Genomic DNA, 12877 nt, shown 5'->3' with positions numbered 1-12877 from the left:
TAGCGCGGTGGTCCCACCTGACCCCATGCCGAACTCAGAAGTGAAACGCCGTAGCGCCGATGGTAGTGTGGGGTCTCCCCATGTGAGAGTAGGGAACTGCCAGGCATCAAACAAGTGAAGAGGCCATCCGAAAGGATGGCCTTTTTGCGTTTATACGCTGCACAAACTGATCCCCCATCACCCTGCTTATACGGTAAACTACCTGCGTTTTTGCATCAGGATAGCGTCTATGAACCACTCCCTTAAGCCATGGAATACCTTTGGCATTCAACGCAATGCCAATCAAATTGTACGTGCCGATACTGCACAGCAGCTGCTGGATGCATGGCAAAACGCGACAGAAAATAACGAACCCGTACTGATTCTGGGCGAAGGAAGTAATGTCCTGTTTCTCGATGATTTTGCGGGAACGGTGATCGTTAACCGCATCATGGGAATTGATGTGGAAGAGCGTGCCGACAGCTGGCACGTGCACGTGGGTGCCGGAGAAAACTGGCATCATCTGGTGCAATTTACCCTCGAAAAAGGGATGCCGGGCCTGGAAAACCTTGCGCTTATTCCAGGCTGCGCCGGATCGTCACCTATTCAAAACATCGGCGCCTACGGCATCGAACTGAAACATGTTTGTGAATATGTCGACTGCATCGAACTGGCGACCGGAACGGCTAAGCGTTTAACGGCAGAACAGTGCCGATTTGGCTATCGTGACAGTATCTTCAAACATGAATATCAGGATCGCTACGTGATTGTCGCCGTGGGCCTGCGCCTGTCGAAGAACTGGCAGCCGGTGTTGACCTACGGGGATTTAACGCGTCTCGATCCGGCTACCGTTACCGCCCGCGACGTTTTTGACTCGGTTTGCCATATGCGGATGACCAAGCTTCCCGATCCAAAAGTAAACGGAAATGCAGGAAGCTTCTTCAAAAACCCGGTTATCAGCAGCGAAAATGCAAAAGTCTTTCTTGAAGGATGGCCAGCAGCGCCACATTACCCTCAGGCGGACGGCAGCGTGAAGCTGGCCGCGGGCTGGCTTATCGATCAATGCCAGCTAAAAGGCACTTCAGTAGGCGGTGCCGCCGTTCACCAACAGCAGGCCCTGGTGCTGATTAACCAGCGCGATGCGACCAGCGACGATGTGGTACAGCTGGCTCACTACGTTCGCCAGCGTGTGGGCGAAAAATTTAACGTCTGGCTGGAGCCAGAAGTCCGCTTCATTGGTCGCACAGGTGAAGTCAACGCCGTGGAGGCCATCGCGTGAAAGACAATACGGTCCCGTTAACCCTGATTGGTATCCTTGCTGACGGTGAGTTTCATTCCGGGGAGCAGCTGGGTGAACAGCTGGGCATGAGCCGCGCCGCCATTAACAAGCATATCCAGACGCTCCGTGACTGGGGTGTGGATGTGTTTACGGTTCCCGGAAAAGGCTACAGCCTGCCGGAGCCGATTCAGTTGCTGAATGAAGACGCGATCCGCAGCCAGATTGGACACGGCAATGTGGCGGTGCTGCCGGTGATTGATTCGACGAACCAGTATCTTCTGGATCGTCTGCCTGAGCTCAAATCCGGCGATGCCTGCGTTGCTGAATATCAACAGGCCGGTCGCGGCCGTCGTGGCCGCAAATGGTTTTCACCCTTTGGTGCTAACCTCTATCTGTCCATGTACTGGCGACTCGATCAGGGCCCGGCCGCTGCCATTGGCCTGAGTCTGGTCATCGGCATCGTCATGGCGGAAGTGCTGCACGATCTGGGGGCGGATAAAGTGCGTGTTAAATGGCCTAATGACCTCTACCTCAACGATCGTAAACTTGCCGGGATTCTGGTCGAACTGACGGGAAAAACGGGCGATGCGGCGCAAATCGTCATTGGCGCAGGCCTCAATATGGTGATGCGCAATGTCCAAAATGATGTGGTGAACCAGGCCTGGACTAACCTCCAGGAGGCGGGGATCGTCATCGATCGTAACACCCTTGCCGTACGTATGATTAAAGAGCTGCGCAGCTCGCTCACGCTTTTTGAGCTGGAAGGGCTGGCACCGTTCCTGTCTCGTTGGGAAAAGTTGGATAACTTCATCAACCGCCCGGTGAAATTGCTGATCGGTGATAAAGAGATCTACGGGACTTCCCGCGGTATTGACGCTCAGGGCGCGCTGCTTCTGGAGCAGGATGGCGTGATCAAACCCTGGATGGGTGGTGAGATTTCCCTGCGGAGTGCCGAATAACCGGATGGAGTGAACGATGCGAAAACCCGTCTGCGCGACGCTGGCCGTCATGATGAGTCTGCTGTTCTCACCCCTCTCTCAGGCGGGTCAGGCCTGGGAGAGTTACAAGGCGCGCTTTTTCAAACCGGAAGGCCGCATTGTCGATACCGGCAATGGCGGCGTGTCGCATACGGAAGGTCAGGGCTTTGCCATGCTGATGGCAGTGGCCAACGACGATAAAGCCACGTTCGATAAGCTCTGGCAATGGACAAACCGTGAGTTGAAGAACAAAGAGAACGGACTGTTTTACTGGCGCTATAACCCCGCAGAGTCCAACCCGATCGCCGACAAAAACAACGCTGCCGATGGCGATGTGCTGATTGCCTGGGCGCTGCTTAAAGCCGATGCCCGCTGGCATGACAAACGCTACAGCGCTGCATCGGATGCTATTACAAAAGCGCTGGTCGCCCATAGCGTCATCCGCTATGCGGGTTACCGCGTGATGCTGCCCGGCGTCCAGGGATTTAAGCTTGACGGTGAAGTGGTTCTTAATCCTTCCTATTTTGTGTTTCCGGCCTGGCAGGCCTTCGCCGGACGCAGTCATTTGCCGGTCTGGCGCGATTTGATTAAGGACGGGGAACGCCTGCTGGGGAAAATGGGCTCGGGTAAAGCGAACTTGCCCACTGACTGGGTTTCACTGACATCAGGTGGCAAGCTGGCTCCCGCTAAAGGCTGGCCGCCGCGAATGAGCTATGACGCGATTCGTATTCCGCTGTACGTTGCCTGGTCTGATAAACAAAGCCCGCTCCTGACGCCGTGGAAGGCCTGGTTCGGTCAGTTCCCCCGGGAACAAACGCCCGCCTGGGTTAACGTCACGACTAACGAATATGCGCCCTACATGATGGAAGGTGGTCTGCTGGCGGTTAGGGATTTAACGATGGGACAGTCTTCCGGAGAACCCGAAATCACGTCTAAGGACGACTACTATTCGGCAAGTCTGAAAATGCTGGTGTGGATTTCAGCGCAATAATAACGCACCGACTATCCCCTCTCCCCGATGGGGAGAGGGGTAAATCAGTTACTGTGGATACGGTACCCAATCCCCGCCGTTCAGGCGAACGTACGGTTTGTTCTGATACTGAATCACTACCGCGTTGGCGTTCTCCGAGACTTCTGCCGTTTGTGGCAGTTTGCTGGTGAGCTGGTCCCAGTTCACGCTATCTTCCACAAAGAGTTTCCCGTCAACGGCGCGGGCAACCAGTTCTGAGATTGCCAGATAGCTGGTTGGCTGCGTAATCTCTATTGGTGCGCCCTGATGCGGTGCCTTCATACCAAAGAATTTAATGCCTGCAGGTACGTTGGTAATCGATGGGCTTGGGATATCACGCAGACCTGACACCTGCATTCTGTCACCTTTCAGCGCACCACCGTGCTCAGGCACCACAACCACCATCACTTTACGGCCTGATTTTTCCAGCTCCGTGAAGAACGCGTCCAGCTCGTCGAAGAACTTCTGCGCACGCACTTTATAATCTGCCGTTTTGCTCACGCCCGGGAAATGGTTACCGTCATGGAGCGGCAGGGTATTAAAGAACGTCGCGCTGCGTGGATTACTGTCTTTTTCGATGGTCTGCAGCCAGCGTTGCAGGACGGCGGTATCGTCATAGACGGGCGAGCCGTCGAAGCCCAGCAGAGAGACAGGAAGACCGGTTTGGTCCATCAGCGGTGACTGCATACCACCCTGTTCGCGCACTTCTTTCAGGAAGTTACCGAACTGACCGTTATGTCCCAGCATCAGATGCTGCGTAAAGCCCAGCTTGGCGAGGTTATCGAACAGATAACACTGGTTGCCGGCGGGTTGATACAGATTCTTATGCGATGTCTGACCGCAGCTTGCACGCAGGAGGCGGATGGCCGCCGGGCCGCTGTACGAGGTGGCAGAGTTGAAATCTTTAAACTGAATGTCGAAATGAGACCACAGCGGATGAGACATCAAACCGGCTGCATCCACGTCTGCCCAGGAGAGAGAGCAGATGTTGATCACCAGCAGTTCAAACGGCTGAGCATCCGCCGGCAGCGCATCCGGGAATTTCGTCTGTCGCTTGTCTTCCGCGGTATAGAAACTGGAGAGCCAGGCGTTCAGGTTGGTTGAGGTCGGCGGCGCGGTCTGGGTAGGGATATCACCCACCACTGGCGTATCGCCTGCCGTGGTGACGGTGGCCGCCGCGCTTCCCCCGGTGGTGGTCACCGTGGTGGTCGGTTGACCGGCAGGCCACAGCGAAAAGTTTGGCCCAGCCAGGGTCAGCACGTTAAGCCAGATCATAATCGCGACGACAAACACCGTGACGCGGATCCACTGTGACAGGAACAGCCAGGCAACCAGCAGCACAAATACCGCGCCTATCATCTGCCAGTTAATAAACCGCTCGGTCAGATCGAGGACATAGCTGGCGCTAAAGCCCGCCACCTGGGACCCCTGGCTCATAATGCTGTCCGGCCCCGGTAGCCAGGTATCATGCCAGAACAGCGCAAAGCCGACGGGGATGGCAACCCAGTGACGTAAGCGATGCAGCCTGATATTTGGCAGCGGCATCAGCAGGAAGGCCATAAACACGAGGTTGAGTAGAGGATGGAAATTCAGATAGCCTGCCCAAAGCAGACCAAACTTCACCAGAAAGTAGAAGTTCCAGCCGGAAAGGCCGCGCCAGTATTGCCAGAGCGGCGAGGGTGACGAAGCGGTATAGGTAGAATTAGTCATGTTTTCGGTCTGCCTTGACGTGTGATGCCCGTGTCAGTGTTCCGGCTGGTTTTACGTAGCGAGGTTTTATAAATAGCACTCTGGCCGTATCACGGATACGGCGTATGGAATGACGCGCATAGTAGCCAAGCGGGAAAAAGATCAGCGCACAGAATATAACCAGTTGAATAATATCGCTGATATTCATGATGATGCGTTCTCCGCGTTGTCTGTTAATAAGCGAAGGGGTTCCGGCACCCGACGCCAGACGTGTCCATCATGTCTGGCATTGAGGATCGGTTTGGCATCGCTCTTGATAGCGAGCGGTTTAACCCATTGTTCAGGCTGAAGCGCACGCATCTGCACCAGCTCCGCGCTGATCGTATTATCTTCGAACCAAATCATACGGTTCGAGAAAATATCCCCGGTAGGCAGAGGGAAGATGTGGTTAAGCGCCGTATCGAGATCGTTTACCCGGCAGAAGGACAAAAACAGCACCAGGCGATTGTCGCCAATGGTCATGATGTCCCCTGTACGGTTCGGGCGGCATAAGGTAAGCGCCTGTTCAACGCGGATACCCGGAACAGGGCGCAGGGCAACCATAACCCCTTTTCCGTCAGCTGGAAGAAGCGTATTGCTCATCATGTTGCCGACGGCGTCGCAGAAGGTATCCCATTTTTGGTATCCGCGCAGCTTCATCGGCTGCGTCATGGAGAGCAGCGTGGAAATGTCTTCCGGAACATGGCGGCTAAACTGCTGGCCCTGAACGCTTTCGATAAGCGTCAGGCAGCGTGATAATGGCGCATTCCAGGGAATAACCATATTGGCGCCGCAACCCAGAAGCAGGCGCTCATCGGTGGCGCGCAGGCTGGTATTGTTTTCGCGTACGATGATTTTTAACGCACTGCCGCGCTGGCGGCGCAAGGTGTGGATTTGCCTCGCCAGCGTCTCAATCTGGTTATTCTGCATCAGCGAGAAAATAATCGTTGCCGCCTGGGTTGTGCGCGCTTCATGGAAGAGGGCTTCGTTAGATTCAAACAGTGACCAGTTTTCCGACAGGGCAGGTGCTCCCTCTAAAACCGCGATATGGCTCAGAATGCGTTTTTCATCACTGCGCGGTTGCACCACGGTTTCTTCCTGCTGTGCCAGGTGCCACTTACCCTCGATTTGTTTCAGCGTAAGTTGTTGCCTGGCGCTCACGCCTTTTTCATTACACCAGAATGCAATATCGTAGAGATAGCTTCCCGCCTGGTCACGAACGCTTGCCAGACCGAACAGGGAGCGATATTCACCCATTAAAAGTGAGAATAGCTTGTCATTATTACTGCCGGGATTGACTATCAATAGCGTGCAATTTTGAAATTTTGCCCATTTATTGATTTTTTCCAGCCACGGCAGCAGTTTTTCAGAAGGGATATTTTGCAGGACGTTATTTGCGCATTTAAGGATCACTAAATAGTGATCCGGATCAATAGTGCACTGAACGTCGCGGGACAAAAAGTATAGACTATCGGCATCCGATGTCATGGAAAATAATCGCACCGTCTGAGGCCCGCAATCGTTTTCCAGCGTGATAATTTTCTTCGGATCTTCGCCCATGCTAATGACGGCCACGCGGGAATCCTTATCCTGGGCAGCAATTGTCTGGTTTACCAGACTGATAGCATCTTCATTTCGGTCCGTATTAATCCACCAGACTCCTCCGACTGGCATGTGGCTCAATTCGTCCCATAATGACTGGATGCCAATAGAAAATATGGAGTCCACGGTGTCCCTCTTTTCGTCTAATTTATCTGTATCTCAGTTTACTAGCGAAAGCGTAGAAATAAACCTAACATTGAAATTAAAGAACATCAGATTTAGCATGTAAATGAAATTTGTCAGGGCAGGAAGCCCCGCAACTTCTTTAGCGTGCGATTTTCCTCAAAGGGATGGAAAAAGAATGGATAATAACGAACCCGGAACCCCAGTCGATTCGACCCTGGGTTACACATTCCAAAACGATTTTCTGGCGCTGACGCAGGCCTTTTCTTTACCTGAAATAGATTACACCGATATTTCCCAGCGGGAACAGTTGGCCGCGGCTATTAAACGCTGGCCGTTATTAGCTGAATTCGCCCATCAACATTAAGGGAGCCATTGATGGCCATACTCGGATTACAGGGTGTCCGTGGCGGTGTGGGTACCACATCTGTTACCGCGGCGCTGGCGTGGTCATTACAGCTTTTAGGTGAATCGGTGCTGGTTATTGACGCCTGCGCCGATAATTTGCTGCGTATGTCGTTTAACGTCGACTTTACTCGCGAAGAGGGCTGGGCCCGGGCGCTGCTCGACGATAAAGACTGGCAGGATGCAGGGATGCGCTATACCTCCCAGCTCGATCTGCTGCCGTTTGGTCAACTGACCACCACGGAGCGCGAGAATGAAGCCGCGTATCAGCGTCTGTTTTCGCAGTTCACGCTGGCGCTGCAGACCCTGAAAGAAAAGGGGCACTACAAGTGGATCCTGCTGGATCTGCCGCACGGCGCCGGCACGCTGACCAGACAGCTTATTGCCCAGTGCGATCATGTGCTCTCGATCGTCAACGTCGATGCGAACTGCCATATCCGCCTGCATCAGCAGGGGCTACCTCAAAATGGCCATATCCTGATTAACGATTTGCGCATTGGCAGCCAGATCCAGGACGATCTGTATCAGGTCTGGCTGCAGAGCCAGCGCCGCCTGCTTCCCATTGTCATCCATCGTGATGAGGGCATGGCGGAATGCCTTGCGTCGAAGCAACCGCTCGGCGAATACCGTAGCGATTCACTGGCGGCAGAAGAGATCCTGACGCTGGCTAACTGGTGTCTGCTGAACTTCGCCAACAGGGCGGAGCATGCAGGGAGTGATGTATGAGTCGTCTCGCCAGCTGGTTACTCATCCCACCGGTCAGTTCGCGTTTGAGCGAACATTACCGGCATTTTCGCCGTCACGGCGCGTCGGCATTCAGCGCCGCGCTCGGCTGTTTCTGGATGATTCTGGCCTGGATGTTTATTCCACTCGAACACCCGCGCTGGCAGCGCATACGTGCCCGGCACAGTGAATTGTATCCGCACATTAATCCTGACCGTCCGCGTCCACTGGATCCGGCGCGTTATCTCATTCAGGCCATCTGGCTGGTGGCGACCTCATCCCGCGCGGAGACAAAAACGCCGCACTGGCGCAGTTTCTCCCGCGTGCAGCAGCTACGTGAACGCTACCACCAGTGGCTGGATAAACTGCCCAACAGCGTCAGCGATAAGACCAGCCATCTGGATAACCATAAAGAGCTCGGGCATCTCCACCCGGGCTTGCGGCGTTTTATCCTCGGTGTGATCGTTGTGTTCTCGCTCATTCTGGCGCTGGTCTGTATTACGCAACCTTTCAACCCTCTGGCGCAGTTCACCTTCCTGATCCTGCTGTGGGGCGTGGCGCTGCTGGTCCGCCGTATTCCGGGCCGTTTCTCGGCGCTGATGCTGATTGTGTTGTCGTTGACCGTCTCCTGTCGCTACATCTGGTGGCGTTATACCTCGACGCTGAACTGGGACGACCCGGTGAGTCTGGTGTGCGGCCTGGTGCTGCTGTTTGCTGAAACCTACGCCTGGATTGTGCTGGTGCTGGGCTATTTCCAGGTGATTTGGCCGCTCAACCGCCAGCCGGTTCCGCTGCCAAAGGACACCACCCAGTGGCCAACCGTCGATCTCTTCGTGCCGACCTACAACGAAGACCTGAGCGTGGTGAAGAACACCATCTATGCCGCGCTGGGCATCGACTGGCCGAAAGATAAGCTCAAGGTCTGGATCCTGGATGACGGCAACCGTCCGGCATTCCGCCAGTTCGCAGAGGAGGTTGGCGTCGAGTACATCGCCCGTCCGACGCACGAACATGCTAAAGCCGGGAACATCAACAACGCGTTGAAGTATGCCACCGGGGAGTTTGTCTCGATCTTTGACTGCGACCACGTGCCGACGCGCTCGTTCCTGCAGATGACCATGGGCTGGTTCCTGAAGGAGAAAGAGCTGGCGATGATGCAGACGCCGCACCACTTCTTCTCGCCGGACCCGTTTGAACGTAACCTTGGCCGTTTCCGTAAAACCCCGAACGAAGGCACGCTGTTCTATGGCCTGGTGCAGGACGGAAACGACATGTGGGATGCCACCTTCTTCTGCGGCTCCTGTGCGGTTATCCGCCGTAAACCGCTGGATGAAATTGGTGGTATCGCCGTCGAAACGGTCACCGAAGATGCGCATACCTCGCTGCGCCTGCACCGTCGTGGCTATACCTCAGCCTATATGCGCATTCCGCAGGCTGCCGGTCTGGCAACGGAGTCACTGTCGGCGCACATTGGTCAGCGTATTCGCTGGGCGCGCGGGATGGTGCAGATTTTCCGTCTCGATAACCCACTGATCGGGAAAGGGCTCAAGCTGGCGCAGCGTCTCTGCTACGTCAACGCCATGTTCCACTTCTTATCCGGTATTCCGCGGCTGATCTTCCTGACCGCGCCGCTGGCGTTCCTGCTCCTTCACGCTTATATCATCTACGCCCCGGCGCTGATGATTGCGCTGTTTGTTCTGCCGCACATGATCCACGCGAGCCTGACGAACTCGAAGATACAGGGTAAATACCGCCACTCCTTCTGGAGTGAAATCTACGAAACGGTGCTGGCCTGGTACATCGCACCGCCGACGATGGTGGCGCTGATTAACCCGCATAAAGGGAAATTCAACGTCACCGCGAAGGGCGGCCTGGTGGAAGAAGAGTACGTCGACTGGGTGATCTCCCGTCCGTATATCTTCCTGGTACTGCTGAATATCGTTGGCGTCATCGCCGGTATCTGGCGTTATTTCTACGGCCCGGAAAACGAAATCCTGACCGTCTTCGTGAGTATGGCCTGGGTCTTCTACAACCTGATTATCCTCGGCGGCGCGGTGGCGGTGTCGGTGGAAAGCAAACAGGTTCGTCGTGCGCATCGCGTTGAAATCTGCATGCCTGCGGCGATCGCCCGTGAAGATGGCCATCTCTTCTCCTGTACCGTGCACGACTTCTCTGACGGCGGTCTGGGGATCAAAATCAACGGCCAGGCGAAGGTGCTGGAAGGGCAGAAAGTTAACCTGCTGCTTAAGCGCGGTCAGCAGGAGTATGTCTTCCCGACGCAGGTTGTTCGCGTGGCGGGCAATGAAGTCGGTCTGCAGCTGATGCCGTTGACCAAAAAGCAGCATATCGATTTTGTGCAGTGTACGTTTGCCCGCGCGGATACGTGGGCTCTCTGGCAGGACAGCTTCCCGGAAGATAAACCTCTGGAAAGCCTGCTGGATATTCTGAAGCTGGGGTTCCGTGGCTATCGTCACCTTGCAGAATTTGCCCCGTCGTCGGTGAAATTAATTTTCCGGTCACTTACTTCGCTGGTTTCCTGGGTCGTGTCGTTCATTCCTCGTCGTCCTGAGCGGGATGAGGCGAAGCAGGCGGACCCGGTTATGGCTCAACAATGATGATAACGCGATGAAAACAAAACTTTCCTGGTTATGTGCAGTGGCAATGGGGATGAATGTCCTCCCCGCAACAATGGCTAACGCCGCTCCTGGTAATGCAGCGGCAACGCCTGCGCCAACGGTACCTGTCGTCGCGCAAGCAACCGATCCGGTTGTCACCGCGGCACCGGGTCAAACAGAAAACATCCTGCCGAACCAACCAACGGAGGGGAACACCCTGCCGGCAGACGGTCAGGTCATCGGACAGGTGATGCCGGGCGTCCGGGGGGCGAATGCGCCCGTCGTCGCGGACAATGCGCCGTCACGGGACGTGAAGCTGACCTTCGCGCAAATTGCGCCGCCTCCGGGCAGCATGGTGCTGCGCGGTATCAACCCTAACGGCGGCATTGAATTTGGCATGCGCAGCGATGAGGTCGTCTCTAATGCGGTGCTGAACCTTGAGTACACCCCGTCACCGTCGCTGCTGCCGACCCAGTCTCAGCTGAAGGTCTATCTGAATGATGAGCTGATGGACGTCCTGCCGGTCACGAAAGAGCAGCTGGGCAAGAAAACCCAGGCTCAGGTGCCGATTAACCCGCTGTTCATCACCGACTTTAACCGTATCCGTCTGGAATTTGTCGGTCACTACCGCGATGTCTGCGAAAACCCGGCCAGCAACACGCTGTGGATGGACGTCGGACGTAACTCCTCGCTGCAGCTGACCTACCAGTCGCTGGCGTTGAAAAACGATCTTTCGGCCTTCCCGGTTCCGTTCTTTGATCCGCGTGATAACCGTCCGCTCACGTTGCCGATGGTGTTTGCCTCTTCCCCGGACGTGACCGAGCAGCTGGCGGCCACCATCGTGGCGTCCTGGTTTGGTTCACGCGCGGGCTGGCGCGGCCAGAGCTTCCCGGCAATGTATGACAAGCTGCCGGACAGAAATGCCATTGTGTTTGCGACCAACGCGAAACGCCCGGCCTTCCTGCGCGATCATCCGGACGTCAAAGCGCCGACCGTTGAGATGATAAGCCATCCGGAAAACCCGTACGTGAAGCTGCTGGTGGTCTTTGGTCGTGATGATAAAGATCTGGTGCAGGCAGCAAAAGCGATTGCCCAGGGCAACGTCCTGTTCCGCGGCAACAGCGTGGTGGTTGATGACGTCAAACCGCTGCTGGCGCGTAAACCGTATGATGCGCCAAACTGGGTGCGTACCGACCGTGCGGTAACCTTTGGCGAGCTGAAAACCTATGAAGAACAGCTGCAGGCGACGGGGCTTGAGCCAGCGCCGATTAGCCTGTCGCTGAATCTGCCGCCGGATCTGTACCTGCTGCGTACCAACGGCATTGATATCAATCTGAACTACCGCTATACCGCGCCAGCCACCAAAGACAGCTCGCGCATGGATATCAGCCTGAATAATCAGTTCCTGCAATCCTTCAGCCTGCAAAGCACGCAGGATACGAACCGCCTGATGCTTCGCCTGCCGGTGCTGCAAGGGCTGCTGGACGGTAAAACGGATGTTTCCATTCCGGCACTGAAGCTGGGTGCGATAAACCAGCTGCGCTTTGACTTCCAGTACATGAACCCGATGCCTGGCGGCTCGGCGGAAAACTGCATCACCTTCCAGCCGGTTCAGAACCACGTGGTGATTGGCGATGAATCGACCATCGACTTCTCGAAGTACTATCACTTCCTGGCGATGCCGGACCTGCGCGCGTTTGCTAACGCGGGCTTCCCGTTCAGCCGCATGGCCGATCTCTCTGAGTCCATTGTGGTGATGCCAAAAGCGCCAAACGAAGGGCAGGTCACGACTCTGCTGGACACCATGGCGACCGTCGGGGGACAAACTGGCTTACCGGCGATTAACGTCACGTTGACGGACGATGGCAGCCAGATTCAGAACAAAGACGCTGACATCATGGTGATCGGTACCATTCCGGATAAGCTAAAGGATGACAAGCGTATCGATCTGCTGGTGAAAGCGGCCCAGTCCTGGGTTAACACGCCGCTGCGCCAGACCGAGTTCCCGAGCATTATGCCGGATGTGAACGACCGTCAGGCCAGCGCGCAGACGACGGTAACGTCTCAGGGGGCGATGGCCGCAGTGGTGGGCTTCCAGTCCCCATACAACGAACAGCGTAGCGTGGTGGCCCTCCTTGCGGACAGCCCGCGCGGGTATGAACTCCTCAATACGGCCATGAACGACAGCGGTAAACGTGCCGCGATGTTTGGTTCCGTGTCGGTGATCCGTGAGTCCGGCGTCAATAGCCTGCGCGTGGGCGATGTGTACTACGTGGGCCATCTGCCGTGGTTTGAACGCCTGTGGTATGCGCTGGCTAACCATCCGGTGCTGCTCGCCATCCTGGCTGCGGTCAGCGTGGTCTTGCTGGCATGGGTGCTGTGGCGTCTGCTGCGTATCATCAGCCGTCGTCGTCTGAACCCGGATGAGTAAGATGTA

General features: G+C 55.7%; 10 protein-coding genes and 1 rRNA gene. 8 read left to right on the top strand and 3 right to left on the bottom strand.

All coding sequences use genetic code 11. The annotated features are described in order from the left end of the window. From rrf to ACDO57_RS20195, 4 genes are all read left to right on the top strand, one after another. A 5S ribosomal RNA gene (rrf, locus tag ACDO57_RS20210) occupies positions 1–105 on the top strand; the annotation flags it as partial. A 124-nt stretch (positions 106–229) separates the two neighbouring features. Next, positions 230–1258: a UDP-N-acetylmuramate dehydrogenase gene (murB, locus tag ACDO57_RS20205; RefSeq protein WP_370884501.1), complete on the top strand. Its 1029-nt coding sequence runs from the start codon at positions 230–232 to the stop codon at positions 1256–1258. Then, on the top strand, positions 1255–2217 hold the full coding sequence (gene birA / locus ACDO57_RS20200) for a bifunctional biotin--[acetyl-CoA-carboxylase] ligase/biotin operon repressor BirA (RefSeq protein ID WP_370884500.1): 963 nt from the start codon (positions 1255–1257) through the stop codon (positions 2215–2217). The genes murB and birA overlap by 4 nt, the downstream gene beginning before the upstream one ends. Before the next feature lie 16 nt (positions 2218–2233). Further along, positions 2234–3226, top strand: a complete 993-nt coding sequence (locus ACDO57_RS20195; protein ID WP_370884499.1) for a glycosyl hydrolase family 8 — start codon at positions 2234–2236, stop codon at positions 3224–3226. A 48-nt stretch (positions 3227–3274) separates the two neighbouring features. Here ACDO57_RS20195 and bcsG read toward each other — a convergent pair whose 3' ends face one another. From bcsG to bcsE, 3 genes are read right to left on the bottom strand one after another with little or no spacing between them, the layout of a single operon-like run. Continuing rightward, positions 3275–4954, bottom strand: coding sequence for a cellulose biosynthesis protein BcsG (bcsG, locus tag ACDO57_RS20190; protein ID WP_024908821.1), 1680 nt, complete (start codon positions 4952–4954; stop codon positions 3275–3277). Continuing rightward, positions 4947–5144: a cellulose biosynthesis protein BcsF gene (bcsF, locus tag ACDO57_RS20185; RefSeq protein ID WP_024908822.1), complete on the bottom strand. Its 198-nt coding sequence runs from the start codon at positions 5142–5144 to the stop codon at positions 4947–4949. Before bcsF ends, bcsG begins: the two co-directional genes overlap by 8 nt. After that, positions 5138–6700 (bottom strand): cellulose biosynthesis c-di-GMP-binding protein BcsE, encoded by a 1563-nt coding sequence (bcsE, locus tag ACDO57_RS20180; protein ID WP_032648212.1) that lies wholly within the window; start codon positions 6698–6700, stop codon positions 5138–5140. The genes bcsF and bcsE overlap by 7 nt, the downstream gene beginning before the upstream one ends. A gap of 175 nt (positions 6701–6875) precedes the next feature. Between bcsE and bcsR the strand changes: the two genes are divergently transcribed. The 4 genes from bcsR to bcsB are packed head-to-tail and all read left to right on the top strand — an operon-like array spanning position 6876 to position 12871. After that, complete coding sequence (bcsR, locus tag ACDO57_RS20175; RefSeq protein ID WP_024908824.1) at positions 6876–7064, top strand: cellulose biosynthesis protein BcsR; 189 nt, start codon at positions 6876–6878, stop codon at positions 7062–7064. A gap of 11 nt (positions 7065–7075) precedes the next feature. Next, a complete protein-coding gene (gene bcsQ / locus ACDO57_RS20170) occupies positions 7076–7828 on the top strand; it encodes a cellulose biosynthesis protein BcsQ (protein ID WP_024908825.1) in 753 nt (250 codons plus the stop codon). Then, on the top strand, positions 7825–10440 hold the full coding sequence (gene bcsA, locus ACDO57_RS20165) for a UDP-forming cellulose synthase catalytic subunit (protein ID WP_032648216.1): 2616 nt from the start codon (positions 7825–7827) through the stop codon (positions 10438–10440). Before bcsQ ends, bcsA begins: the two co-directional genes overlap by 4 nt. A 10-nt stretch (positions 10441–10450) precedes the next feature. Beyond that, positions 10451–12871: a cellulose biosynthesis cyclic di-GMP-binding regulatory protein BcsB gene (gene bcsB / locus ACDO57_RS20160; RefSeq protein ID WP_370884498.1), complete on the top strand. Its 2421-nt coding sequence runs from the start codon at positions 10451–10453 to the stop codon at positions 12869–12871. Positions 12872–12877 lie beyond the last annotated feature (6 nt).

The organism is Enterobacter cloacae complex sp. 2015409, from assembly GCF_041365315.1.
Classification (GTDB): domain Bacteria; phylum Pseudomonadota; class Gammaproteobacteria; order Enterobacterales; family Enterobacteriaceae; genus Enterobacter; species Enterobacter pseudoroggenkampii.
Note: the sequence above shows the minus strand (reverse complement) of the source record. Positions and strands in the feature narration are given on the sequence as shown.